The organism is Thalassotalea sp. PLHSN55, assembly GCF_052030545.1.
In the GTDB taxonomy this organism is placed as follows: Bacteria; Pseudomonadota; Gammaproteobacteria; order Enterobacterales; family Alteromonadaceae; genus CANMXU01.
Window position 1 is genome coordinate 560,986 of record NZ_JBPDIH010000001.1, and the last position, 24,459, is coordinate 585,444.

14 protein-coding genes are annotated in these 24,459 nt (G+C 41.0%); 10 read left to right on the forward strand and 4 right to left on the reverse strand.

Features of this window, described 5'->3' with window-relative positions:
- Nucleotides 1-19 precede the first annotated feature (19 nt).
- Nucleotides 20-1,039, forward strand: coding sequence for a UDP-glucose 4-epimerase GalE (gene galE, locus ACRRSQ_RS02565; protein ID WP_440874124.1), 1,020 nt, complete (start codon nt 20-22; stop codon nt 1,037-1,039).
- A 76-nt stretch (nt 1,040-1,115) separates the two neighbouring features.
- Here galE and ACRRSQ_RS02570 read toward each other — a convergent pair whose 3' ends face one another.
- Both ACRRSQ_RS02570 and ACRRSQ_RS02575 read right to left on the reverse strand, forming a co-directional pair.
- Nucleotides 1,116-2,567 (reverse strand): sugar porter family MFS transporter, encoded by a 1,452-nt coding sequence (locus tag ACRRSQ_RS02570; protein WP_440874125.1) that lies wholly within the window; start codon nt 2,565-2,567, stop codon nt 1,116-1,118.
- A gap of 54 nt (nt 2,568-2,621) precedes the next feature.
- Nucleotides 2,622-5,315: a glycoside hydrolase family 3 C-terminal domain-containing protein gene (locus tag ACRRSQ_RS02575; protein ID WP_440874126.1), complete on the reverse strand. Its 2,694-nt coding sequence runs from the start codon at nt 5,313-5,315 to the stop codon at nt 2,622-2,624.
- A gap of 557 nt (nt 5,316-5,872) precedes the next feature.
- Between ACRRSQ_RS02575 and ACRRSQ_RS02580 the strand changes: the two genes are divergently transcribed.
- Nucleotides 5,873-8,896: a TonB-dependent receptor gene (locus ACRRSQ_RS02580; RefSeq protein WP_440874127.1), complete on the forward strand. Its 3,024-nt coding sequence runs from the start codon at nt 5,873-5,875 to the stop codon at nt 8,894-8,896.
- A 61-nt stretch (nt 8,897-8,957) separates the two neighbouring features.
- A complete protein-coding gene (locus ACRRSQ_RS02585) occupies nt 8,958-10,469 on the forward strand; it encodes a tryptophan halogenase family protein (RefSeq protein ID WP_440874255.1) in 1,512 nt (503 codons plus the stop codon).
- 112 nt (nt 10,470-10,581) lie between these two features.
- Here the strand turns inward: ACRRSQ_RS02585 and ACRRSQ_RS02590 are convergent, their stop codons facing one another.
- Nucleotides 10,582-11,790: a helix-turn-helix domain-containing protein gene (locus ACRRSQ_RS02590; RefSeq protein WP_440874128.1), complete on the reverse strand. Its 1,209-nt coding sequence runs from the start codon at nt 11,788-11,790 to the stop codon at nt 10,582-10,584.
- 211 nt (nt 11,791-12,001) lie between these two features.
- On the opposite strand from ACRRSQ_RS02590, the gene ACRRSQ_RS02595 reads away from it, so the two are divergent.
- The 3 genes from ACRRSQ_RS02595 (at nt 12,002) to ACRRSQ_RS02605 (ending at nt 16,616) form a co-directional block, all read left to right on the forward strand.
- The gene (locus tag ACRRSQ_RS02595) at nt 12,002-14,521 is read left to right on the forward strand and encodes a glycoside hydrolase family 3 N-terminal domain-containing protein (protein WP_440874129.1); all 2,520 of its coding nucleotides are present in this window, start codon (nt 12,002-12,004) and stop codon (nt 14,519-14,521) included.
- 15 nt (nt 14,522-14,536) lie between these two features.
- Nucleotides 14,537-16,324, forward strand: a complete 1,788-nt coding sequence (locus tag ACRRSQ_RS02600) for a glycoside hydrolase family 9 protein (RefSeq protein ID WP_440874130.1) — start codon at nt 14,537-14,539, stop codon at nt 16,322-16,324.
- A 160-nt stretch (nt 16,325-16,484) separates the two neighbouring features.
- On the forward strand, nt 16,485-16,616 hold the full coding sequence (locus ACRRSQ_RS02605; protein ID WP_440874131.1) for a hypothetical protein: 132 nt from the start codon (nt 16,485-16,487) through the stop codon (nt 16,614-16,616).
- Here the strand turns inward: ACRRSQ_RS02605 and ACRRSQ_RS02610 are convergent.
- Nucleotides 16,613-17,386 (reverse strand): IclR family transcriptional regulator, encoded by a 774-nt coding sequence (locus ACRRSQ_RS02610; RefSeq protein WP_440874132.1) that lies wholly within the window; start codon nt 17,384-17,386, stop codon nt 16,613-16,615. The two genes, ACRRSQ_RS02605 and ACRRSQ_RS02610, sit on opposite strands and share 4 nt — an antisense overlap.
- A 249-nt stretch (nt 17,387-17,635) precedes the next feature.
- Here ACRRSQ_RS02610 and ACRRSQ_RS02615 point away from each other — a divergent pair, with 249 nt between their 5' ends.
- From ACRRSQ_RS02615 to ACRRSQ_RS02630, 4 genes are all read left to right on the forward strand, one after another.
- Nucleotides 17,636-18,367, forward strand: a complete 732-nt coding sequence (locus tag ACRRSQ_RS02615; protein WP_440874256.1) for an NUDIX hydrolase — start codon at nt 17,636-17,638, stop codon at nt 18,365-18,367.
- Between the two features lie 153 nt (nt 18,368-18,520).
- Nucleotides 18,521-19,861, forward strand: a complete 1,341-nt coding sequence (locus ACRRSQ_RS02620; RefSeq protein ID WP_440874133.1) for an MFS transporter — start codon at nt 18,521-18,523, stop codon at nt 19,859-19,861.
- Nucleotides 19,862-19,932: 71 nt separating this feature from the next.
- Nucleotides 19,933-20,994 carry a glycoside hydrolase family 43 protein gene (locus ACRRSQ_RS02625; protein ID WP_440874134.1) on the forward strand — a complete coding sequence of 354 codons (1,062 nt, stop codon included), beginning with the start codon at nt 19,933-19,935 and terminating at the stop codon, nt 20,992-20,994.
- A gap of 341 nt (nt 20,995-21,335) precedes the next feature.
- Nucleotides 21,336-24,362: a TonB-dependent receptor gene (locus tag ACRRSQ_RS02630; protein ID WP_440874135.1), complete on the forward strand. Its 3,027-nt coding sequence runs from the start codon at nt 21,336-21,338 to the stop codon at nt 24,360-24,362.
- Nucleotides 24,363-24,459: the final 97 nt, after the last annotated feature.

Sequence of the window (24,459 nt, forward strand, 5' to 3'; positions counted from 1 at the left end):
TTAAAAGGAGAAAACGTTAATGGCAAAAATTTTAGTCACAGGTGGTGCAGGCTACATTGGCAGTCACACAGTGTTAGCGCTGTTAAATAAAGGTCATCAGGTTGTTGTGGTTGATAACTTATTTAATGCGTCATATGAATCTCTTGTTCGTGTACAAAAGTTAGCAAATAAATCACTGACATTTGCTGAAGTTGATATTCGTGACAAAGCGGCGCTTAGCCAAGTATTTGCACAGGAAAGCGTCGATGCAGTAATACATTTTGCTGGTTTAAAAGCGGTTGGTGAGTCGGTGCAAAAGCCGCTGGCGTATTATCAGAACAATGTCGAAGGTACTTTAACCTTAGTTGAAGTGATGAAACAGCATCAATGTTACCACTTAGTCTTTAGCTCGTCGGCAACCGTTTATGGCGAAGCTAATCAGCCACCTTATATTGAAACCCAGCCATTGGGAAATCCGACAAGCCCTTATGGCAAAACCAAAGCCATGGTTGAGCAAATATTAATGGATGTGGCGGCAAGTGATCAGCGGTTTAAAATCACTAACTTACGATATTTCAACCCGATCGGCGCAGATATCAGTGGCGATATTGGCGAAGATCCAAATGGCATCCCTAATAATCTTATGCCATTTGTCGCGCAAGTTGCGGTTGGAAAACGGGAAAAATTAGCCATATTTGGCGATGATTATCCAACTAAAGACGGTACGTGCCTGCGCGACTATATTCACGTTAGTGATTTGGCACAAGGTCATGTTGATGCGCTAAATTGGCTATTCAATCAGCAAGAGGGTTGTTGTGAAGCGTTTAATTTAGGCACGGGTGACCCCTTGTCAGTACTGGACATTGTACGTGGTTTTGAACAATACTCTGAGCAAAAAATTGCCTTTGAAATAGCACCACGTCGAAGTGGTGATTTACCGGCATTTTGGGCCGATAGCGATAAAGCGCGCAGCCAGTTGCAGTGGACACCAGTAAAAACTTTACAAGATATGATGGTTGATACTTGGCGTTGGCAGTCTAAAAACCCGAACGGTTATTAGGCAGGTGAAAAACGCTTGTACCATGAATAAGTAATCATGGCACAAGCGTTAACCGTTTCAGAATTAACTATTTTCGCTAACTTTCTTGCATTTGCTCTAACGACTTACCTTTAGTTTCTTGCACAACTTTTAAAATAAAGATAATCGATAACAAGGCACATAGCGCATAAAACGAGTAGGTGATCGCTAAACCAATACCCGCCAGCATAATTGGAAAACTCATGGTAATTGCAAAATTGGCTAGCCACTGCGCGAGCCCAGCAATTGCCAGCCCCGAGCCACGAATTTGATTGGGAAACATTTCACCCAACATCACCCACATTACCGGTCCCCAAGACAAATTAAAAAAGAACACATAAATATTGGCTTGCACTAAGGCCATAAAACCATATTCGCCCAGTTGCAATTGTCCGTTCGTATCGATAGTGCCATTCGCAAAAGCGTACACTAACCCCATCAGCGATAAACTCATACCAAGAGAGCCTATCAATAAAAAGGGTTTTCGCCCGACTTTATCAATTAAAAATAAGGTGGTAAAACAGGCCAAAATACTGACCGCGCCGCTAATAACATTAATGAGTAACGCATCCGACTCTGAAAAACCAACGGCTTGCCAAAGCACCGCGCCATAATAAAAGACGACATTAATGCCAACTAACTGCTGCAATGTGGCTAAACCAATACCCACCCAAATAATTGGTTTGAATTTAAAGGTGTTGTGATAAAAAACATCGCTAAATTTTGGCTGATGGCTTTGATCTAAACTATTACGTATTTGTTGCCAAGAAGCTTGTGCCGTATTGCTGCCAAACAAACGACTTAGCACGGCAATGCCTTTGGTTTTATTGTTTTTTATCGCATGAAAACGTGGGCTTTCAGGGATAAATAATAAGGTAATAAAAAATAAACAAGCCGGTAATAACTCGACCCAAAACATCCAGCGCCACGCAGAAAACCCTAACCATAGCTCTGTGGTTGATGAACCGGCGTATTTGGCTAATAAATAGTTGCTTAAGAACGAACAAAATAGCCCTAAAATTATCGCTACTTGTTGAATTGATGTTAGTAGACCTCTTAAGCGAGCAGGTGCTATTTCGCTAATGTAGGCGGGTGCCAGTACAGACGCGGCACCAACGGCAATACCGCCAATAAGTCGATAAACGACAAACTCAGTCGAGCTGGTTGCAATTCCAGAGCCCCAAGCGCTAATAATAAATAATACTGCGCACATTATTAATAACGTTTTTCGACCATAAATATCCGCCGATTTTCCTGCTGCAAAAGCACCTACCGCGCAACCTAACAACATGCTAGCCACATTAAAACCTGTGCCCATACTGTTAGAATTAAACGCATTTTGAATGCCGTCAACGGTGCCGTTAATAACGCCGCTGTCAAAGCCAAATAAAAAACCACCTATAGTAGCAACGCAGGCGATCAGCACGATTAATACTAAATTTTCATTACCTATTTGCTCAAGGGGAGGACGCTCTTGAATATTGTCATTATCGACAACTAAGTCTTTCATGTTTTACTCCATGTAATGGATAGTTCTTATTGTTATTAAAAACCATGGTGTGGTTTATGGCACATTAACATCAAAGGTAACGACTTGATGCTGCGGTATTTTTATACCTTGTCCTGCGCCAAGCGTCAAAATAGCTTTACCTTGATGTTGTTGGCGTTGACCTTGTTCATCGATGTAACTTAATAGCTCGCGGTCAATGGTAAATGACACCTGAGCACTGCCATTGGCGGCAACCTGGACACGTTTAAAATCGATAAGTTGTTTTTGCGGCGTGGTAATCGGTGTATCAACTAAGGTTAAATACACTTGTACCACTTCTTCACTGGCAAATTTACTGTGATTGGTTAATGTCGCCGCTAGCGTTAAGTTATTGTTAGTTTTGTTAAAGCTGTGTTCACCTTGGCTGTAGTTAACATCGGCATAACTTAAACCATATCCAAATGGATACAGCACATCGCCTTGATAATACTTATAGGTACGATTATTCATTGAATAGTCTTTAAAGTCTGGTAAGTCTGCCACCGATTGATAAAAAGTGATCGGTAACTTACCAGAAGGATTTGCTTCACCATAAAGTAGACGAGCTAAAGCGCTGCCGGTTGCTTCGCCTGGATAAAAACCTTGAATAATCGCCTCGACATTTTGCTCTTGCCAATTTAACGCCATCGCGCTGCCGCTCATATTAACAAAAACGATCGGCTTGCCTGTTGCCGCCAATTGTTTAAGTAAGCGCTCTTGCGATTTTGGTAGCTGAATATGAGTTCTATCACCGTGAGAAAAACCATCCAGTTCAAGTGGCATTTCTTCACCTTCAAGATTTGCTGTGATGCCGCCTACAAAAATAATTACATCAGCATCTTTACTCGCCGCTAATGCTTGCCCGTTTATATCTTGCGCTTCATTTAGCCAAGCAAGTTGCACTTGCGGCTCGATCACATTGCTGTGCCAATAATGGTGCAGTTTGGCCTCTGCGCTAAACTGATATTGTCTGCCTTCTTCTAACGTTATCGCACCATGTACGCTTTTTCCGTCAAGGGTAAATTCAACATTTTTGCTGTTAAATCGGTAACTACCACTGTGTTCTGGCGTTAATATGCCACGCCATTTTATGGCAAACTCTTGCTCAACGCTGCCATCAATCGGTGAGCGTAACCAATGTTTATCAATGTTTTTTTCAATTTGGCGAAAGCTAGGTTGGTTGCCAAAATGGGCATCTGCAAAGTATTCAGTAATTAATCCTGGTTGAATATTTCCTTGGTGATCTGTATGGAAAAAGTTATCAGCTGAAATGCTTTGATAATGGCTATAAACATCGCCAGTTAAACTACTACCCACTTGATAGCCAACAAGCTTGTCGCCAAGTTTTTCTGCCAAGGCTTGTTTAACAGTAATAGGGTTAACAGGTGTGCCATGATAATTACCGACAAGTACTGCTAAATTGTCTGCGTTAGGACCAATTAAGGCGACTTTTTCTTTACCAGATAACGGCAATAAATTATCGTTTTTAAGTAAGACTAACGATTTTTCCGCAGCTTCTTGGGTTAATGCTAAATGGGCTTTAGTGCCAACGGTGTCAAGACCTAAGTGAGCAAAAGGTACATTTTCGGGGGAGTCAAACATACCTAATTTAAAACGTGCTGACAGCAAACGTGTTAATGCTAAATCAACGTCGTTTTCACTCACTAAGCCTTGTTCAACCGCTTGCACTAAATAACTAAAGGTATTGCCATGATGATCACCACAGTTTAAATCTGTGCCGGTTTTTAACGCTTTTGCCGCAGCTTCTACTTCATTTTTAACAATGTGGTGTGAGTTTTTATCATAAAAATCAGCAATTGCGCCGCAGTCAGAAACGATATAACCGTTAAAGTTAAATTCGCCGCGAAGCTTGGTATCCATCAATTCACTATTACCACAGGCGGGTTCGCCATTTACGCTATTATAAGCGCACATTATTGAAGCTACATTGGTGGCGGCAATGGTATCTTTAAATGCCGGTAAATAGGTTTCAGCCAGATCTTTTGCTGACGCAGTATAATCGTCGCTATGGCGAGAAACCTCAGGGCCGCTATGTACGGCGTAATGTTTTAAGGTTGCTACCGATTTTAAGTATTTGTCGTCATCGCCTTGTAAACCATGAATGAAATTGGTGGCAATGCGTGTGGTAAGCAGTGGGTCTTCGCCGTAGGTTTCTTGGCCTCGTCCCCAGCGTGGATCTCTAAAAATATTGATATTAGGCGACCAATAAGTGAGCCCGGTATACATAGAACGGTTGCCTTCGGTTAAAAATGCGTGGTGCTTGGCTCTGCCTTCATCTGATATTGCCGTGCCGACCTTTAATATTAGCGCTTCATCAAAAGTGGCCGCTAAACCAATGGCTTGTGGAAAAACGGTTGCCGAGCCTGCACGTGCAACGCCATGCAAAGCTTCATTCCACCAATAATATTTATCAACACCTAAGCGTTTTATCTCAGGTGCTTTATCAAAAAGTTGCGAGACTTTTTCTTCCAACGTCATCTGCTTGATTAAATGGGCAACACGTTGCTCAATCGGCAGGCTTTCATCTTTAAATGCTGGCAGTTTTGCAGAATGTGCTGCTTGCTTAGTACTGACTTGCTTAGTACTGCTTTGAATAGTACTGCCTTGCTCTTCAACGTCTACACTACAGCCAGAAGATAACAATGCTGTTGCCACAGTTAAGCTTAATAGTGAGCGTTTGTTTTTTATGTTAATAGCGCTTATTTTCATCGGATTCGCTTTCTTAATAGGTGGAAAAGCTTCAAGTTATCACCGCACACAAAAGCTATCGTCTAATTGATTACCAACACCGACATTTGAACGTTCAATTATCGGTAATTGACGAAATTTAAACCTGTGTTTTTGATGAAATTCAGACAATTATTTGACAGAACAGCTGATAAAAATAAAGCATAAAATTGGCAAGTTCAATAAGCGCAAATATCGCAACGTCACTGTAGACATCAAGCAAAATTTTACTGAATAAACGTTCAAACAAGTGAACTGTGCTTACTTTTAAACGACTATTTAAACGTTATTAGTTTTCCTTTATATATTTAATTTTTTATTTATTTATTAATAGTTTAACGTGTTACTTGTTAAGGTTTGAAACGTTAAAATTAAAGTTTGAACGTTCAAGTTACTGTTTTAACCGATACTAGGACGATTAAATTGACCGTCTGCAAGAAGATAGGATTGAGGAAAAAAGCAAACAACAATAACCATGTAGTCAAGCAACCCAAATATATAAAAACACCGCTTGCAACTACGTACCAAGGGGACAAATAATGACGGTGAATAAAACGAATAATAAACCTCAATTTAAATTAAGCCTGTTAGCGTCGACGATTATGGCGTTATCTGTGCCTAATTATCTTCATGCAGCAGAAGAAAATATAAAAGACAGTGAAGCTGGCGATGTAGAAGTCATTGAAGTACGTGGCACACGCTCAAATTTAATTAATGCACAAAACCTAAAGCGTGAAGGTGAAACCGTACTTGATGCAATTTCTGCTAAAGATATTGGCTCACTGCCAGATAGAAGTGTATTAGAAGCTATTGTGCGTTTACCTGGTGTTTCAATCGAACGTTTTGCTGGCGCAAACGATCCTGATCACTATGGCGTTGAAGGTAGTGGTGTCGTCGTTCGTGGCTTAACGCATACTCGAAGTGAATTTAATGGCCGTGATACTTTTACTGCTGATTCGGGTCGTGGCTTAAGCTTTCAAGATGTACCACCAGAATTAATGGGCGCGGTAGAAGTTTATAAAAACCAATCAGCCGATATGATAGAAGGCGGCATTGCCGGCACGGTTAACTTAGTGACGCGTAAACCGTTTGATGCGGAAGGGCGCGTATTTGCGTTTACTGTTGATGGTACATACAGCGACCTTGCTGAAGAAACGACACCTTCATTTTCAGGTTTATACAGTGATATTTTTGATATTAACGGCTCACGTTTAGGGCTATTGCTTAATTATTCTAACTCAGATCTAAAAGCGCAGTCAGACGGTACGCAAATTGGTCGATATGAATTACAAAACAATTTAATTAACGATCAAGCGGTCATGGTGCCGCGTACAACCCGTTTAACGCAAAAGAAAGATGACCGTAAACGTGAAGGTATTGCCGGTAGTCTGCAGTGGGAAAGCGCTGATGATACCTTAGTGGCAACGGCAGAATTTATTCGCTCAGATTCGTCATTAGCTTGGACCGAAAACGCGATTGAAATGGCTGATGATGCGGTAATTAACGATCTTATTCCTGTTTCAGGTACTGAGTTTGATATTACCGATCAAGGTTTGTTTGAGTCAGGTTTAATTACCTCGAATGCCGGCTGGCGTGGTAATGACGCTGAGCGTCAACCGGGCGGCGAATTTGGTGCGCAACATGCCATGGTAACGCGCTCACGTAGTCAAGAAGCTGAAGTAAACGACTATAGTTTTAACCTTAAATACCGTCCTAACGATTCGTGGGCATTTAGCGCCGACGTGCAATATGTAGACTCGACTTCTGAAGTATTAGATTTTTCAGTGATGGGCGCAACACGTGCAGTGGTAGGCATTAATCAAAACGGTAACTCACTGCCAAATATTTCTCTGTACGACCCAAGTTATACGCCTGAAAATACCGGCGATGCTGATTATTTTACCAATCCGCATAACTACTTTTGGCGTAGCGCGATGGATCATATTTCAGATAACGAAGGCGAGGAATTTGCCGCTGCCGCTGATAGCCAATATACCTTTGATGATGGGCTAATTACCTCCATTAAAGTGGGTGTTCGTCACGCAAAACGTGAGCAAACAACACGCCAGTCAACGTACAACTGGGGCTGGTTATCTGAAGCATGGGCCGGTAATGGTAACGCTTGGTTTGACGCAAGTGGCGACGAGCTAGGTGCAAGCATGAGCGAGCATTATGAAAAAGTAAATTTTGATGATTTTGCTCGTGGCGGCGTATTAAATACTGCTGGCGAAAGTGCGTTTTTATTTCCAACCCATGAAATTGTCGCTGATTACGCTAATGCCGTTTCTACATTTTCATCGTTAAGCCCAGGCTGGAACAATTTAGCAAGTCGTTCAGATCAGCATGGTCACTTTGTACCAAACGAAGTTAATGAAACCATAGAAACAAGCAACGCGGCGTTTATTAAAGCGAATTTCGAAGGCACTATTGGTGACATGGACTACAGTGGTAATATTGGTTTGCGTTATGTCAAAATAGAAAATGAAACCACAGGTTTTGTCACTTTCCCAGATACCATAGGTGATGCCAGCGACCCGTCTGATCCTGAGAATTATTTACCCCAAGATCAGCAATTATTTGGTGATGCAGGCTCATATGAGCAAGTAGGGGAAAGCGATTACTCGAATGTCTTACCAAGTTTTAACATCAAACTTGATTTAACCGACGAGCTATTATTACGTTTTGGTTTTTCAGAAGCGATTGCCTTGCCTGAATTGGGTAACTTGCGTAACTACGTAGAAATTCAAGCAAACGATATGATGATTGACTACGAAGGCGAGGGTGACGACCGCACGATTACTGGGGCAAGGTTTTCACGCTATACCGCTAAATCGGGTAACCCTTATTTAAAACCGATGGAATCATATAACTATGATTTAGCGTTAGAGTGGTACTTTAATGAAGGGGTTGGTTCATTAACGACGTCATTATTTTACAAAGACTTAAGCAATTACTTTATTAATGGTTCTGTTGACCGCGTCTTTACCAATAATGGCGTATCACAAGTGGTACAAGTTGACGGCGCAACCAATGGTGAAAAAGGTAAGGTACAAGGTTTTGAATTAGCGTATCAGCAATTTTTCGACTTCTTACCTGGCATCTGGAATGGCTTTGGCGTGCAGTTTAACTATACCTATATCGATGAAGAAGGTTCACCTAACTCACAATTATCGCCTGATAAGCCAAACTCTGAAGAAGGTGAAGAGGTCGCGTTTGAGAATTTACCGCTTGAAGGTTTATCAAAAGATAACTTAAACCTAGTCGCGATGTATGAGAAAAATGGCATTATGGCGCGCTTGGCTTATAACTGGCGTTCTGAGTATCTTTTAACAACAAAAGATGTTATTACTCAACTACCTATCTATAACGAGGCAGGTGGACAACTCGACGGTTCAGTATTTTATGATCTGACTGAAAACCTGAAAATTGGTTTACAAGGTACTAACTTAACCGACGAGGTCACACGAACATCAATGCAAATTGATGAAGTGGGTAATCAAGCCGCAAGATCGTGGTTTGTCAGCGACCGCCGTTATAGCCTAGTGCTTAAGGGCAGTTTCTAACAAGACATTATTAACAACGCCAACATCAGTTGGCGTTGTGCGTTTAATAAGGTAATAAATGATGCATGAAGACAACTCGGCGTTAATTAAATCGATTGTAATTGTTGGTGGTGGTTCGGCAGGCTGGATGACTGCGGCAACACTTTCGAAAGTGCTAGGTACCGACCAATGTCAAGTCACCTTAATCGAGTCGGATCAGATAAATACCGTTTCAGTGGGTGAAGCCACCATTCCGCAAGTTCAGCTTTTTAACCGTATTTTAGAAATTGATGAAAACGAGTTTCTTAAAGCGACCCAAGCGACCTTTAAGTTAGGTATTTCATTTGATAACTGGCGCAACCAAGGCCACAGTTACTTTCATCCGTTTGGTAGTTATGGCACCAATATGGAGGCGTTACCATTTCACCATTTTTGGTTGAAAATGGCGCAACAAGGCAAAGTTAGCGAACTAGAACACTATTCATTAGCGGCAGTCGCTGCAAAGCATAACAAGTTTATGCACCCACAAAACCAAGCTAATTCTCCGCTTGCGGGCATTAATTACGCTTATCATTTTGATGCAACCTTGTACGCCAAATTTCTTGCTGACTATGCGATTAAGCGTGGTGTTGAAAAGATAAATGGCAAAGTGGTTGATGTTGGTTTGCGTGCCGATAATGGTCATATTCAAGAATTACTTTTAGAAGGTGGTCAGCGAATTCAAGGCGACTTATTTATCGACTGCTCGGGTTTTAAAGGTTTATTGATTGAACAAACCTTAAAAACCGGCTTTGATGATTGGAGCCATTATTTGCCATGTAATCGCGCCATCGCAGTACCTTGTAGCGAAACACAAACACTTAAACCTTATACACAATCTATTGCGCAATCGGTTGGTTGGCGTTGGCGTATTCCGCTGCAAAGTCGTGTCGGTAACGGTTATGTCTATGCCAGTGAGTTTATTGATGATAACCGCGCAGAAGATCTACTGCTTTCTCAGCTTGAGTCTGAGCCGCTAGCAAAGGTGAATAAATTGCGCTGGGTAACGGGCATGCGTAAAAAAAGCTGGAATAAAAACTGTATTGCCATCGGCTTGTCTGCAGGCTTTGTTGAACCACTCGAGTCAACAGGTTTACATCTTATTCAGTCGGCTATTGCAAAATTAATGACCTTGTTTCCAACCAAAGCGTTTAACCAATGTGATATTGATATGTTTAATCAGCAAACGGAAGAAGAGTTTTTACGGATCCGTGACTTTATTATTTTGCATTATAAAGTGACTGAGCGTGAAGATAGCGAATTCTGGCGCTACTGTAAAAACATGCCAATACCGGCAAGTTTGCAAGAAAAACTGGCGATGTACCGTGAAAATGGGCGTATATTTCGACAAAACAACGAACTGTTTAATGAAACGTCATGGTTGGCGGTATTAAATGGACAAGGCATTCGCCCTAATGGTTATCACCCTTTAGTGGATAGACTCAGCGCGGATGAAACTAAACGACGGTTAGACAATATTGAAAATGTGATTAAACGCTCGGCTGAGGTAATGCCTGATCACCAAAGCTATATTGAGCAACTGTTATCGTCTTAAGGTATAAGTTTTAGATTTAAGGTTTTAGCTCAAACTAAAAACCGCCAATAACACATAATGTTGTTGGCGGTTTTTTATTGCTTGATTGCTTTATTGATAAGCACCTAGAGCGTTATGACGTTTGTTCTCTTTGCTCAGGGCTTTGCTCATTCTCTTTTTGGTTTTGCCAATAGTTTTTTCGATATTGTGTTGGCGTATCACCGACTAGTTTTTTGAAAAACGTATTAAAGGTCGCTTTAGAATTAAAGCCAGCGCGGTCCATAATATCTAACATCGTCGTTTTTTTATTGCTGACAGAAATAAGTAACTTTTTACTTTCTTCAATACGATAAAAATTAATAAATTCAAAAAAGTTTTTTTCAAAATGTCGGTTGATCAAGGTCGATAAATACCGAGGCGACAACGACAGTTGATTAGCCAAATTCTCTAAGGTTAATAAATGGTTTAAGTAAGGTTTGTTTTGCTCCATATAGGCTTCAATCGTGCGAATTTCTTCTGGGTCGTAACTGTCTTCGCTTTTATCTTTTTCAGGTTGTAGCTTACGGTCGATACCTTTAAATATGGTTGAATGCCCAGCACTAAAAAATATCAGCCCCGTTACTAGCAGTAGTACCGCATAATTGGAGGTTAAGCCAAGGGTTTCGTGGTCAACAGTTACGCCAATTTCATAGGAAAAAATAATGGCTAGCGCGACAAAAATGGCATTAATACGAATAACCAAAAAGCCAACAACGAGTACTTTTAACCAGGTTAAATCGACACTTTCTAGTTCGGCTACTTCGTTTTTAATATGTTTTTGATATTTATGCAGTTCAATTAAGCACAATACACCAAAGCCAAAACGCAGTATTTCTCGGGTGGTATGAATTAATCGATCAAAAACGTTGGCACTGGCAATACCGTCACCTTGTAGCGCCGCCATTTGAATATGGTAGTCGAGTAAAATCCAGTCATTGGTAAAGTGTGTCGCATACAAAATAAAAGGCACAAAATACCAGATGTCTTTTTTCGACAGCTTAAAATCTTTATAGATCAGTGAACGTACATAAAGCAGTAATAAAGGGGCTTCAATCCAAAACGCTAAGCCAAAGCTATAAAAAAGTTTAGGGGAAATACCTAAGGCAACTTGTTTAAATGCTTCGCCAAAATTAATGAGGTTATCAAGTGGTATTGCTGCTTGGGTAAGTAAAAACGCCGCCAGTAAAAAGTTACTGAGCTTTTTGCCTTTTTTTATCAGCATTAAAAAAATAGCAAAAAAAATGCAGATAAACATTGTCAGAATAAGTGCTACGTCATGGGTATTAAATAAAACTTCTTTCACTGCACAACAACCTTGGAGATCGATATTTTAATTATTATTTACGCTAGCTTTAGAGTACTTGAGTCTTAAAGTTAATCAATGCGCATACGTTTTTTTGCCGTTCAAATTTGCGTATTTAACAAAAGTTGTACGTAATTCGTCGGTACTTGAACGAATTTTTTTCATTATTTTCATAAAGTAACACACAAGTTAAACGTAGAGCAGAGTATAAATGAAAAAAATCAATAAATTGTTCAATGTAATAGGTGCTATCGCACTGTCGACTCAGGTAAGTGCAGAGTCGATAAAAACCGATATCGACTTGTGGCCTGAAATTCCTGCAGCGATTGCTGTTGATCCAGTGCTTGAAAAAAAGCTGGATACGTTAATGGCAAAAATGTCGCTGGCGCAAAAAGTCGGGCAAATGGTGCAGGCAGAAATTACTTGGGTAACACCGAAAGATGTTAAAAAATATCATTTAGGCTCGGTATTAAATGGCGGCGGCACATTTTTACATGGTGATAGAAATGCCAGTGTTAGCGATTGGGTGAGCTTTATGGATGAGCTATATCTTGCCTCTATGGATACCTCAGACGGTGGCTTAGCCATTCCAGTCACCTACGGAATTGACGCGGTGCATGGTAATAATAAATTTATTGGCGCGACAATTTTTCCACATAATATTGGTTTAGGTGCGGCGCGCAATCCCGAGCTTATTTATAAAATTGGTGAGGCTACTGCAAAAGAAGTGTTATTAGCCGGTATTGATTGGACCTTTGCACCAACACTTGCTGTTGCTCGTGACGACAGGTGGGGACGCACTTATGAAAGTTACTCTGAAGATCCTGACATTGTCGCCTTATATGCCAAAGAAATGATCGAAGGTTTACAAGGAAAAGCAGGCACTAAACAGTTTTTAGATGATGACCATATTTATGCCACTGCAAAACATTGGGTTGGTGACGGTGGTACCGACAAAGGTATCGACCAAGGCGATAATCTTGATAGTGAAAAAGACTTGATTGCGCATCACGCCAGTGGTTATTTTCCGGCAATTAAATCAGGTATTCAAAGCATCATGGCGTCACATAACATGTGGCATGGCGATCGTTTGCACGGCAGTCACTACTTATTGAATGATGTTTTAAAAGGCAAACTCAATTTTGACGGTTTTATCGTTGGTGATTGGAATTCACACGGCAAAGTTAAAGGTTGTCGCAATGACAGTTGCGCGCAAGCGATCAATGCCGGGCTTGATATGTTTATGGTCGTTGAAGACTGGCAAGCATTTATAACCAATACCATTGCACAAGTGGAAAGTGGTGAAGTGTCTATGGCGCGCATTGACGATGCCGTTCGCCGCATTTTACGCGTAAAAATGCGCTCAGGTTTATTTGATAAAGGACTGCCATCAACACGTAAATACGCCAATCAATCTCAATATTTAGGTGCGCCAAAACACAAAGCCATTGCCAGACAAGCGGTGCGTGAATCATTAGTGCTGTTGAAAAACAACAATAACTTGCTGCCGTTATCACCTAACGCCAACATATTAGTGGCCGGAGATGGCGCCGATAATATGAGTAAACAAACCGGTGGCTGGACTATTAACTGGACAGGTGAGGGCAATAAAAAATCAGACTTCCCCGGTGGCAGCTCAATTTACGATGGTATTAAAAGCGCGGTTGAAAGTGCTGGCGGTAAAACCCAATTAAGCCCAAATGGTAGTTTTACGGAAAAGCCCGACGTTGCAATTGTTGTTTTTGGTGAAAACCCTTACGCAGAATGGATAGGCGATATTAAATCGATTGCTTATCAGCAGCACTCACAACGTGACGCCAAATTACTTGAATCACTCAAATCGCAAAATATTCCTGTCGTGGCGCTGTTTTTATCAGGTCGACCGCTGTGGATGAATCGCGTGATTAACGCTTCAGATGCGTTTGTTGCCGCGTGGCTGCCCGGCAGTGAAGGTGTTGGCGTTAGCGATGTTATTTTCACCAATAAACAAGGCGACGTTCAATACGACTTTACCGGCAAGTTATCCTTTTCTTGGCCTAAATATGCGTCACAAGTGGTATTAAATCGTGGCGACAGTAATTACGATCCCTTATTTGCATACGGCTTTGGCTTAACCTATCAAGATAAGGTTAATCTTGGTCAATTAAGCCAAGAAAACGATTTTACCTTTGCACAAAGTAATAACAGCCCGTATGTGGTGATGAAAGGGCGCACCCATGAAAGTTGGCATTATCAAGTACGGACAAATCAGGAAACCTTAGATGTGCACACGCCAATGGTTACCACTAAGGGCTTTACGATGATTGAAGCCGATCATCAAATTCAAGGGGATGCTAAAGAGTTTACCTGGCATGGCAATCAAGCGGTTGATTTAGTGATTAGCTCGTCTTGGTATCGGGAAGATTTATCGGGCTACTTAGCTAACCAAAGCGCGCTGACCTTTGATATTCGCACCGAACAAAAACCAAAGGGTCCTGTGTTAATTAATATGGGCTGTGGCGCGAAAAAGTGTGGCGCTATTGATATTAGTGAGCAGTTGAAAAAGTTCCCGCTGCATAGCTGGCAAAAAGTGTCGATTGATTTGCTGTGCTTTGCTAATGCAGGGGTTGAGTTTGAACGCAGTAGCGCGCCTTTTATTATTTCAGCTAAAGACAGCGTTAAATTACGCTTAGCCAATGTGCAATACACGCCGGCGCAAGCAAAAACTGCCAACATTCAATGTTCACAATAATAAGGACTATTTTCCATGCATTTGTTTAAACAGACATCAATGGCGTTATCACTTGTTGTGTTAGTGGGCTGTGGTGGTTCGGGGGGCTCAAGTGAAGCGAGAAGCAGTGCTGATATACCGACTAATTCAGGTAATACAACGCCACCAGCAGTGGTTGACCCTGCGCCAAAAAGCGATCAAAAAATAAAAATTAACCAACTGGGCTTTTTGCCTGACGCGCCAAAAGTTGCCATTGTGCCAAACATTGACGTTGATATTTTTACCCTAGTGGCAGAAAGCAGCGGTGAGGTGGCTTTTCAAGGGAATTTATCATCAGCGTTAAATTGGTCGGTTGCCGGTAGCGAGCTACATAAACGGGCAGATTTTAGCGACTTTACCGAACAAGGTCGTTATTTTTTGCAAGTTCAAGGTGTTGAAGACTCAGTGTCATTTGATATTGGCAATGAGGTTTATCAAGCGCTGCATAAAGGCGTGATCAAAGCTTATTATTATAACCGAGCTAGTACCGATATTAGCGCCCCTTATGCCGACAATTGGCCGCGACTGGCAGGTCACCTTGATGAAAGCGTGAAAGTACATAGCTCTGCGGGAAGCACGCAAACACTAACCGGCTCTTTTGTAACGGCAAGCCGAGGCTGGTACGACGCAGGTGATTACGGAAAATATGTGGTGAATTCTGGCATAACTACTTATACCTTGTTAGCGGCATTTGAGCACTTTACCAACTTGTACCAACAAACTGACTTAGCTATTCCTGAGTCGTTTGATCAACTCCCTGATATGTTAAACGAAATACTGTGGAATTTATCTTGGCTTGAAAACATGCAAGACAGTGATGGTGGTGTTTTTCACAAATTAACGACACTTGATTGGCCGGGTATAGAAACGCCTGTTGCCGATAATCGCGATAGATATGTTATTGGCAAATCTACTGCGGCGGCGCTTAATTTTGCCGCGGTATTTGCACAAGCCAGTCGAATTGCGGCGCAATACCCCAATCAATTAAGTGGTAAAAGCGAACAATGGCTGACGATGGCAATATCTGCATGGCAGTGGGCGTTACAAAACCCTACTGTGTATTATCAACAACCAGACGACGTTAGCAGTGGTGAATATGGTGATAATTCAGTCATAGATGAATTTGCTTGGGCGGCAGCTGAGCTTTTTATTAGCAGTGAAAACGCGCAATATTTTCAGCATTATCAAAACTATGCTCAAGAAACAGGTACGCCTTTTTGGCAAAGTGTCGGCTATTTAGCGACTAGTTCATTGTTACATAAAGGCCAAGCTCTGCTAAGCGAAAGTCAGTATCAAACGTTGAAAACGCAACTTCAACAGCAAGCTGACGGTTATTTAGAGCAGCATAATAACAGTGCTTATTTAACGGCGATGACGGCAACCGATTTTGTCTGGGGCTCAAATGCTGTGGCAATGAATAAAGCTATGGTCTCTATGCAGGCATACCATGTACTTAACGATGAAAAATATAAACAAATCGCGTTAGGTTTGCTTGATTACGTCTTGGGCAAAAACCCAACCGATTACAGCTTTGTTACCGGTTTTGGCACAAAGACACCGATTGCGCCGCATCATAGAATATCAGCAAGTGATGATGTTGCTGCGCCGATCCCCGGCATGTTAGTGGGCGGCCCAAACGCTGAGCAACAAGATCAATGTCAGTACTTAAGCAACGAGCCTGCTAAATCCTACCTTGACGATTGGTGTAGCTATGCATCAAACGAAGTGGCAATTAATTGGAATGCACCGTTAGTTTATGTATTAGCGAGTTTGGTAAGTGACTAGCTGAAAGTGGCAAGCTGCAAGTGAATAGTTGCAAGTGAATAGTTGCAAGTGAATAGTTGCAAGTGAATAGTTGCAAGTAAAAAGCTGAAAGTGGCAAGTTGCAAGTGGAAAGCTGCAAGTAAAAAGCTGAAAGTGGCAAGTTGTAAGTGGAAAGTTGTAAGTGGAAAGTTGTAAGTGGAAAGTTGTAAGTGGAAAGTTGCAAGTGGAAAGTTGCAAGTGGAAAGTTGCAAGTGGCAAGTGGCAAGTGGCAAGTGGCAAGTTGCAAGTGGAAAGCGGCGGCTGTAAGCACTAAGTTAAGCTTAGCTGTTCACTAATTTTTAATGCAGTTGCTTTTACTGCAGCCGTTAACTGCTGTTTGGTGTGTTCATCGTTAAGTGTCGAGCTTAAGGTTGATACTGCAAATACCGCAATGATTGCGCCTTCTGCTTGACCAATGATCGCTGCGCAATCGGTAACACCTGCTGTTATTTGATTTTCTTGCACAAGGTAGCCGTTTGATAACATTGTTTTTAGCGCTTGTTCAAAATCCGATTTTTCGTTTTTATCAAATTGCTGGTAATTTTCATCACGTGCTAAAATTAGCTGCTTAACCGCTTCGTTACTATGGGCAATAAGCAGTTTACCTGCGGTTGAGCGTACTGCTGGAAATAAGGTACCTTCAGCGATATCTAGCGAAATGGGGGCATGACTTCTTGCATTCACCACAACCATGACTTTGCTTTGATAAAGCAAGCTTAAATGCGATGCATAACCGCTAGTCGCCGAAAAGTCTTCCATAATAGGTATAGCGGTTTGACGTAATTGATCAACGGGCGATATTTTTCGCGACAAACTAAACAGCTTTAGCGAAACACTATATTTGCCAGATTTTTCATCTCTAGTTAAGTAACCTCGGTTTTCTAAACCGATTAAAACCCGATAAATCTCATTTGCTCCTCGCCCGATGGCATGTGCTATTTCTGTTTGAGATAACGGTATCGGGGAGGCAGCTAAGAATTCTAAAATGTCTAAACCTTTATCAAGCGCAGGAACGGCATATTTGTTGGTTTTATCTGTGGTCATTATTTTCCTATGAAGAGACTATTAGCTAGTAAATTAAATTTAGCGCTTGGCAATTAAACCATAGCTTGCGCTGATTTGATACGAATTCGTTAATGAAAAATAGTCCAATGCTTTGTGGGCTCTTATCGAATGAGTGTGTATTTAAAAATTCATGCACATTTGAATTTTAAGCGCCAGTTCATTAGACTATATAGTCGAATAAACAATATGTTAATAATTCACCAGCCAGACAACGAAATTAAAAATACTATGTATCATAACAGTTCAAACATCTCGAATACCGCAGCGTCTGAAGATGCTATTCCTGAAGATTGTATTAATAACTTAACCGTGGATAATTTGATTTTCACCTTGCATGAGGGGAAATTAAAAGTGCTGTTAGTTAAATATAACGAAGGCATAGTGGCAGATAAGTGGGGCTTAATTGGACACTGGGTTAGAAATGACGAAAACCTTGATGCCGCCGCCTCTCGTGTTGTTAAAAGTATCACTGGCGTTGATAATTTGTATTTAGACCAGTTGGGTGCGTTTGGCAACATTGACCGATACCCGCTGCGCCGGATAATCACCATAGTTTATTACTCTTTAGTACGTTTTGATGAAACTAAGGTAGTACAAGTGAACGACGACTTTGAATGTCGTTGGTTCGATGTTAAAACCCTGCCAGAGCTAATGTTTGACCATGGTGAAATATTGCAAAATGGCTTAGATTATTTGCAATACAAAGTGCGTCATGAGCCTGTTGGATTTAATCTGCTACCTGAAAAATTCACCTTATTGCAACTACAAGAAATCTACGAGTCTATTTTGCATAAGTCGCTTGATAAACCAAACTTTAGACGTAAAATTTTAAAAATGAACTTGCTGATCGACTGTAAAGAAAAGCAGAAAAATGTTGCTCACCGCGCCGCTTCTCTGTATCGGTTTGATGTGAATGTTTATGAAAAATTAAAAGAGTTTGGATTTACTTTTGAATACTAACCGTTTTATTAGTTATTGATAATAAAGAAAAAAATAAAGGCAGCCTTAGGTTGCCTTTTTTATTGCATAAGAAAAAGGTTTGCTATTTAAATAGGATATGGTAAAAGTGACTATATAAAAGATTGTCATACAAAAAAATACAGTGGAGTATGTGTGCAAGATAATAAAAATAAATTAACCATCAAAGAAAAAATTGGCTACGGCTTAGGTGATACTGCAAGTAACATCGTGTTCCAAATGGTCGCCAACTTTATGCTAATTTTTTATACCGATGTTTATGGCATTTCGGCAGCAGCGGCAGGTACCTTGCTGCTTGCGGTAAGATTATTCGATGGTTTTACTGACCCATTAATGGGCGGTATCGCCGATAGAACCCGTACCAAGTGGGGCTCGTATCGTCCCTATTTGCTTTTCCTTGCCGTACCTTATGGTGTATTTGCGGTATTAGCCTTTATAACCCCAGATTTTAATGAAACCGGTAAATTAATTTACGCTTATATTACCTACGCATTATTAATGACCTGTTACACCGCAATCAACATTCCATACGGTGCATTAGGTGCTGTTATGGTTAACGACCCAAAAGAGCGCGCCTCACTGCAATCATACCGTTTTGCTATGGCAATGGCGGCGTTAGTGGTTATTGTTTGGTCAATTCCAAAATTGGTAGAGTTTTTTGGCAAAGACAATAACCAACTAGGTTACCCATTAGCCATGGTCTTTATGGGTTCATTAGCGGCAGCGTGTTTCTTATTATGCTTTAAAATGACCAAAGAAAGCCAAGCGGTCGAGCGCAAGCCACAACAAGGCATTTTTGCGGACTTTTTAGTGTTATTTAAAAATGATCAATGGTTGATTGTCTCCTTAATCAGCTTAGTCACTCTTATTCTGATCGGCATTCGTGCCTCGGTTGCGCCTCATTATATTAAATACTATGTCGGTGACAGTTCATTGTTATCGAGCTTTTTAACCTTGTCAGCAATTGGCTCTGTGTTAGGGGCAATATCGACTAACTTCTTAACGAAGTTTGTTGAGAAAAAAATCCTGTTTCAAATCGCTTTGGTAGTCGTGATTTTATCGCATAGCTTATTTTATGTTTTTGACAGTAACCAAGTGGCCGCGATTTTCATCACCTACTTTATCGCTAACTTTGCTCACATGATCATTACGCCGATTATGTTCTCTATGGTGGCGGACACCGTTGACTATGGCACTAAAAAATTGGGAAGAAAACTAACGGCAATCACCTTTTCGGGACACCTGTTAGCGATTAAATTTGGTTTTGCAATTGGTGGTGCATTGGCAGGTTGGTTATTAGCATTTTCAAACTATCAACCGAATGTTGAACAAAGCGAAGAAACCTTGTCAGGTATTTTATTCGCTTTTGCCGGTGTTCCTATTATTTGTACGATTTTGGCGCTTATTTTTGTCTGGCGATACCGCCTAACCGAAATCGAGGTGAAAAGCATACAGGCCGAATTACCCAGTCATTAACTAACCTTAGCCAGATTAACGAATTTTTAACTACAAACATAACCGAAAACCGAATACGGAGGTAAACCTCAGTGGCTAGTTGTCCTAAGGAAACAGACGAGAATCAGCAATTAAGTGATGCTGAAAAAACAGTGCGTAAGGATCTCAAACGCGCGAGCTCGTTAAAAGCAAAAAGTGAACCCTTGGTCAGTCATATTTATACGGCTGATCCATCAGCGCACGTATTTAACGACACAATTTATATTTATCCGTCACACGATATTGAAACCGACAACCCTATTAACGACAATGGCGATCATTTTGCCATGGAAGACTATCACGTGTTGTCGGTAGACAAAGAAAGTGGCACTGCAATAGACCATGGTGTGGCGTTGTCGATTGACGATGTGCCATGGGCGAGCAAGCAAATGTGGGCACCAGATGCAGCGCATAAAGATGGGCAGTACTATTTTTATTTTCCAGCGCGCGACAACGACGGTATTTTTCGCATAGGTGTTGCCAGTAGCGATTCGCCAACGGGACCATTTAAAGCGCAAGAAAGTTATATTGAAGGCAGCTTTAGTATTGATCCTGCCGTATTTGAAGACGATGACGGCAGCTATTATTTATACTTTGGTGGCTTGTGGGGTGGGCAGTTACAAAATTGGTACCAAGGTCAATTTAATAGCGAAGAAAAGTATCCTGACAACGGCCAAGCGGCATTACCTGCAAAAATGGCTAAGTTATCTGACAATATGCTTGAGTTTGATGAACAAGTTCAAGATATCGTTATTCTTGATGAAAATGGTCAGCCGATCACGGTAGATGATAACCATCGTCGATTTTTTGAGGCGCCATGGGTACACAAACATAACGGTAAGTATTATTTTTCGTACTCTACGGGCGATACCCATAAAATTGCTTATGCCGTTGGTGATTCACCTTACGGGCCATTTACCTATCAAGGCGTTATTTTAAACCCTGTATTAGGTTGGACCAATCATCACTCCATCGCTAATTATCAAGGAAAATGGTACCTCTTTTATCATGATTGCACCTTGTCGGGCGGCCAAACACATTTACGCTGTGTCAAAATGACCGAATTTATTCATGATGAAGATGGTAAAATTGAAACAGTAAATGCGTACGAATAAGTGTGCACTTTGCTAAGAAAGTGACAAAAAATAGTAATTGTTTTTAGCGCCTTAGGGCTTTTTATTTTTGCTAAAAACAGATATGGTCAATAAGACAAACAGTGTTTTTTTGAAAGCAATAACAGAACATCAATAGGCGATTAGTCGAAAAGTGTGTTGGCTTTTTAAGTAATGGTTTTAGCGTTTACTTGGAGTAACCTGCTGATTATTTGACCGGGCAAAAATCAAACAAATTGATCGAAAAATAATAAATAAGCTTCTTGTCATTTTGAATATAACGTGATAAAAAAGTAATTGTCAAAATGACAATAATAAAAAACAAGAGAGAAGGGGAAGTATAAATGTTTAATAAAAAATTACTGACCACAGCGATTATTGCTGGTTTAAGTTCAACTGCAGTGAGCAGTTATAGCTTTGCCGAAGAAGCAAAAAGCGATGCGGTAGAAGTGATCACAGTAACGGGTATTCGTGGTGGTTTACAACGCGCCATGGATATCAAAAAAGATTCTGAAGGTATCGTTGATGCGATTTCTGCAGAAGATATTGGTAAGTTTCCAGATACCAACTTAGCTGAATCACTACAACGTATTACGGGTGTATCTATTGATCGCTCAGCGGGTGAAGGTAGCCGAGTTACCGTACGTGGTTTTGGCGCGGCCAATAACTTAATTACGCTAAATGGTCGTCAATTACCCAATACAACAGGTGATCGTACCTTCGATTTTGCCAATGTTGCCTCGGAAAGTGTTTCAGGTGTTCGTGTTTTTAAAACAGCAGATGCGAGCGTTACCTCTGGTGGTATCGGTGCAACGATTGATTTAGAAACTCATAAGCCGTTTAATTCGCCAGGGTTAAAAGCAACCATTGGCGCAAAAGTTGTTAATGACCAGTCAAGCGAAGAGGGTGGAACTACGCCTGAAATTAGCGGTTTGTATTCGCAAACTTTTGCTGATGAAACTTTTGGTATTTCGATCTCTGGTAGTTATCAAGAGCGCGAAAGTGGCATGCGTCAGTTTTTACAAGACCAAGGTTATCGTGCGAGCGAACATACCAACACAGGTTGGGGTGGTGTACCGGCAGGTGCAGAAGGTGGTACTAACAGACCAACCAGTGGTATTTATTCAAATCCACAACAACCACGTTATATTTTTGAAGAGCGTCAACGTGAACGTATTAATGGTCAGTTAGTTCTACAATATCGTCCACATGAAGATATTACTGCAACGCTTGATTACACCACTTTCACAAACAATGTCGAAGAGCAACATACCGACGCGTCGGTGTGGTTTAACTACGCGGGTGATCGCAGTGAGTCAGTTTGGACAGGCGAGCCAAATGCCGTACCGCTTATTTATTCAGAAATATATGACATCAACAGTGACGGCGATATGCGTGATACATCGCTAACTGTCGGTGCTTGGGGTCGTGAAGAAACTACTGACTCAATCGGTCTTAATATCGCATGGCAAGTTAATGATAACTTATCATTTGAATTTGACCACCATAGCTCTGAAGCAGAGATGAAAGCGTCAGATCCGCGCCATGGTACACGAAATAACCTGCAATTACCGTCGTATACTCGTACCCGTACTGGTTTAGATTTAACCGGTGATTTACCGGGGATTGCAACAGGTAATATTGAAAACTTTAACCCAGATACTATGCGTTTATCGGGCAGCTGGTTTGCTAACGATATGTATACATCAGAAGTATCGCAAACACAGTTCAGCGGTGAATACTTTATTAGTGATGATGTAAGCATCGACTTTGGTGTATCGGTTAATACGGTAAATAACCATTATCGTCATACCCAAGTTCAACGTTCTGATTGGGGCGGTGTTGGTGAAGTTGGTGATTTTTCTGATATTGATTGGAAAGAAGATACTATTTTAGATAAGTTCTCTGGCAGCGCAGGTAACTTTGAGGGCACAGAAACACAAGGCGATTACGATTTATTTAACCGTATTTTCTTTGCTGATTTTGACCAAATCGTTCATGCAGCTGAATTAGCAGATCCTGTCGCTTCTGTTGATAGCTTATGGGGTGATTGTCAAGCCGCATCGGGTGCTGCTGCAGGTCCAAATGGTGAAGGTCAATTCTGTGCTTCAACGCAGTGGGATTCAGACACTAACCGCTTTACCGAAGAAGAAACTAGCGCAGCATTTTTCAAAATTAACTACACAGGTGAAATTGGTGAAATGCCGTTAAGTGTGCATTTAGGGCTACGTTATGAAGATACTGACGTAACCTCTACAGCATCGGCGCCAGGTTACAGCAGAGTTGAGTGGAATGAAGATACATCAACTTCAGTTACGGGTGTAACAGGTATTGAAACTTTAAGACAGACAGCGAGTTACGATCAATTCTTGCCTAGTTTAAATGTTAACCTTGAAGCAACTGACGACATTATTGTACGTTTTGCTGCAGGTAAAACTATTTCTCGTGCACATTACAACGATCTTCAAGGTGGCACGACTATAGGGACAGGCGGTAGCTTGAGTGGTTATTCAGGTAATTCAGGTAACCCAGGTTTAGAACCGCTTGAAGCGATTAACTATGACTTATCTGCTGAATGGTATTATGACGAAGCAAGTTATGTGTCGTTAGGTTACTTTAGAAAAGACGTTACCAACTGGATCACTACCGGTACTGTTGACTCTGATATTTTCAACCTTGCCAACCCGTTAGACGGTGCAAAATTTGACGCAGCAGTTGCCGCGTTAGGTGCTAATGCTTCGAATCAAGATATTCGTAACTACATCTTTGAAAATTACGCTGACGATCCAAATGTAACGCCTAATTTTGATGAAGACGGCGAGCTAGATGGTGGTTCAATTGTTGGTGACCCAAGCTCTGATAATACCGTAAATTTTAGATTAAACGTGCCGGTTAATGGTGATACCGAACATACTATCGACGGTTTAGAGTTTAACATTCAACATGTACTAGGCGAGTCAGGTTTTGGTGGTGTATTTAACTACACTATGGTCGATACTGACCTTGAATACGACATTAATTCTTTAGATGATACCGAAGCGTTAGTAGGCTTAAGTGATACCGCCAACTTAGTCTTATTTTATGATAAAGACGGTTTACAAGCACGTATTGCTTATAACTGGCGTGACAAGTTCTTAAATGAACGTCGCACCAATGGTGATTTAACTGCGCCAATCTTTACTGATGAGTACTTCCAAATTGACTTTAACGTAAGTTACGAAGTGCCAGCAGTACAAGGGTTAACCGTGTTCTTAGAAGGGATTAACATCACTGAAGAATACGTGGAAGAATTTGGTCGCGATGAACGTTTAATTTATAAAATTACCGAAACAGGTGCCAGATATAACTTAGGTGCACGTTACGTTTTCTAAAAAATTAACGTGATACGAATCAAAAAGCCGCTTTTTAGCGGCTTTTTTACTTTTCATTATCGATAAAGTTTGTTATGGTCAATATTACATTAAGTGT

What these genes read in the sequence shown, in the direction of transcription:
- galE (WP_440874124.1), top strand. Translation starts at nt 20, where the DNA reads ATGGCAAAAATTTTAGTCACAGGTGGTGCAGGCTACATTGGCAGTCAC.
- ACRRSQ_RS02570 (WP_440874125.1), bottom strand. Translation starts at nt 2,567, where the DNA reads ATGAAAGACTTAGTTGTCGATAATGACAATATTCAAGAGCGTCCTCCC.
- ACRRSQ_RS02575 (WP_440874126.1), bottom strand. Translation starts at nt 5,315, where the DNA reads ATGAAAATAAGCGCTATTAACATAAAAAACAAACGCTCACTATTAAGC.
- ACRRSQ_RS02580 (WP_440874127.1), top strand. Translation starts at nt 5,873, where the DNA reads ATGACGGTGAATAAAACGAATAATAAACCTCAATTTAAATTAAGCCTG.
- ACRRSQ_RS02585 (WP_440874255.1), top strand. Translation starts at nt 8,958, where the DNA reads ATGCATGAAGACAACTCGGCGTTAATTAAATCGATTGTAATTGTTGGT.
- ACRRSQ_RS02595 (WP_440874129.1), top strand. Translation starts at nt 12,002, where the DNA reads ATGAAAAAAATCAATAAATTGTTCAATGTAATAGGTGCTATCGCACTG.
- ACRRSQ_RS02600 (WP_440874130.1), top strand. Translation starts at nt 14,537, where the DNA reads ATGCATTTGTTTAAACAGACATCAATGGCGTTATCACTTGTTGTGTTA.
- ACRRSQ_RS02610 (WP_440874132.1), bottom strand. Translation starts at nt 17,386, where the DNA reads ATGACCACAGATAAAACCAACAAATATGCCGTTCCTGCGCTTGATAAA.
- ACRRSQ_RS02615 (WP_440874256.1), top strand. Translation starts at nt 17,636, where the DNA reads ATGTATCATAACAGTTCAAACATCTCGAATACCGCAGCGTCTGAAGAT.
- ACRRSQ_RS02630 (WP_440874135.1), top strand. Translation starts at nt 21,336, where the DNA reads ATGTTTAATAAAAAATTACTGACCACAGCGATTATTGCTGGTTTAAGT.